The organism is Intrasporangium chromatireducens Q5-1, assembly GCF_000576575.1.
GTDB lineage: Bacteria > Actinomycetota > Actinomycetes > Actinomycetales > Dermatophilaceae > Intrasporangium_A > Intrasporangium_A chromatireducens.
The window spans coordinates 1-2,007 of sequence record NZ_AWQS01000420.1; the positions used below are offsets into that span (position 1 = coordinate 1).

At 72.9% G+C, this 2,007-nt stretch carries 1 protein-coding gene; it reads left to right on the forward strand.

Features of this window, described 5'->3' with window-relative positions:
• The first annotated feature begins 129 nt into the window (after positions 1-129).
• Entirely contained in the window at positions 130-1,977 is a 1,848-nt protein-coding gene (locus tag N864_RS23890) for a sunset domain-containing protein (RefSeq protein WP_051518925.1), read from the forward strand.
• The last annotated feature ends 30 nt before the right edge of the window (positions 1,978-2,007 follow it).

Here is a 2,007-nt window from a genome sequence, read left to right on the forward strand (position 1 = left end):
GTATGCCGCTGAGCCGGCTCAGCGGCATACGTGACCACGCGTGATGGTGCGGCGCGCGTCAGACGCGCTCAGTTGGGCATGTGGGCAGTAGGTTTCCGGTGAAAGGGACCCAACCGTTAGGGGCGCCACATGTCTGACACCCAGAAGCTGATCCTGTGGATCGTGCTTGCCGTCGTCGTCATCGCCATCGTCGCATGGCTGCTGGTGAGGTCGTCGCGCAAACGCCAGGAGGAGGAGCAGCGACGCCAGGCGAGGTCCTTGCGCGCGCAGGCCGCCGCGCGGAACGCCAGTGTGACTCGCGCCAAGGACCGTGCCTCCGTGACGCAGCAGATCGCTTCCGAGGCCAGGGCCGAGGCTGAGCAGACCCAGGCGGAGGCGCAGCAGGCGTTGGAGGAGGCCAAGGCCCGGGCGGCCGAGGCCCAGCAGCAGGCTGCGCGCGCGGAGCGGCTGGACCAGGAGGCCCAGTCACACCAGTCGAGCGCCGGGCAGGTGCAGTCCGACCGGGACGACCTCCTGCGGGAAGCCGACCGGGTGGACCCCGATGTGCCGACCGACGAGCGTGGCCAGCGCGTGGACGACTCGGCGAGGCGAGGCGACCCGGGCGCGGAAGGTGTGGTCCACACCGACGACAGCCTCGCTGGCCCACGGGCACGCGACGAGAGGGCGGCCGACGAGAAGGCAGCAGCATCGTTCGGCGACAAGACCACCGCAGAGGTGCCGGCCCGCGACGAGATGCGCCGCCCTGCGGGCAGCGCCGACGCCGGCGTACGGGCCGAGGCGACGGACGGCACCGGGCCGGAGCGCCACGACGAGGCCCAGCGCCCGTCGGCATGGCCCGGTGCGGTCGGTGTCGGAAGTGCGGTCGGCGCGGTGGCGGCCGGCGGCATCAGCGCGGCAACGTTCGAGGACGACGAGCCCGACCTCGCTGACGCGGAGAACCCGTTCGCGGCGCCCAAGACCCACGGCGTGGCGTCCGAGCCGGCTGCGGGCCACGGTCTGCACGAGGGGTCGGGAGACCAGGACCGGTCCCAGGAATCGCGCCACGACGACGAGCTGCGCGACGCGGACGCCGGTGCAGGCGACACCCGGGGGACACGCCCGGTCGCGCCCGTGCAGGGAGAGGAGGACGCGAACACTGGCGAGCGGATGACCCCCTCCGGCCCGACCGGTCCCGCGGACCCCCACGACCGCCCCGGCGGTGACCTGTTCGCCAGCCGGCCCGAATTCGGCGACCCCACCCACAGCGGGCACGCCACGGGCACGAAGGGGGCCGAGCAGGCATCGCAGCCCAGCAACGTCGCAGACTCGGGTGACGAGCGTGAGGACGACTCGGACGATGACGTCGACTGGGTTAACGGCCCGGTCGACGAGGAGGCGATCGACGAGCGCCCTGTCGACGACGTCGTCGACTGGATCAACGGTCCGAGCGACGACGAGTCCGTGACGATGGAGGTGCCCGAGGAACGGTCGTCGGACACGGACCACCTCGTTGCCGCAGCTGCTGCCGGCGGGGGCCGCGATGCGACAGCGGCGGGCGCACCCGCCGACGAGGTCATCGCTCGCATGCCTGAGCAGCCCCACGTGGCAACGCCGGACGAGGACGAGGCGACGCACGGAGACCAGAGCTCCGAGGAGTCCCGCGACGACGTCGAGGGCGCCGGCTCGGCCGATGCGGCCCACGAGGACGAGGGGCAGCACCTCGGGCGGCAGGATGACTCGGACGCCGGTTCACAGGGGCGCCGGCAGCGGCGGGTCTCCGGCTACGACGAGGTCCGCGACGGCGGCTACGGCGTCGGCTCCGCGGCCCCCATCGAGGACGGCGCCCAGCCGCTCGGCCACGCCATCAAGGCGGTCCGCGGCTCGGGCACCTATCTCGCACCCGGGGCCCAGGGCTACGACGACGTCGAGCCGGACGTGTGGTTCTACGACGAGCAGGCCGCCCGCAACGCCGGGTACCGCTCCGGGTCGGACGCCTGACCCAGCCACTTGTCGAAAGGCCACCAACCG

What these genes read in the sequence shown, in the direction of transcription:
- N864_RS23890 (WP_051518925.1), top strand. Translation starts at nt 130, where the DNA reads ATGTCTGACACCCAGAAGCTGATCCTGTGGATCGTGCTTGCCGTCGTC.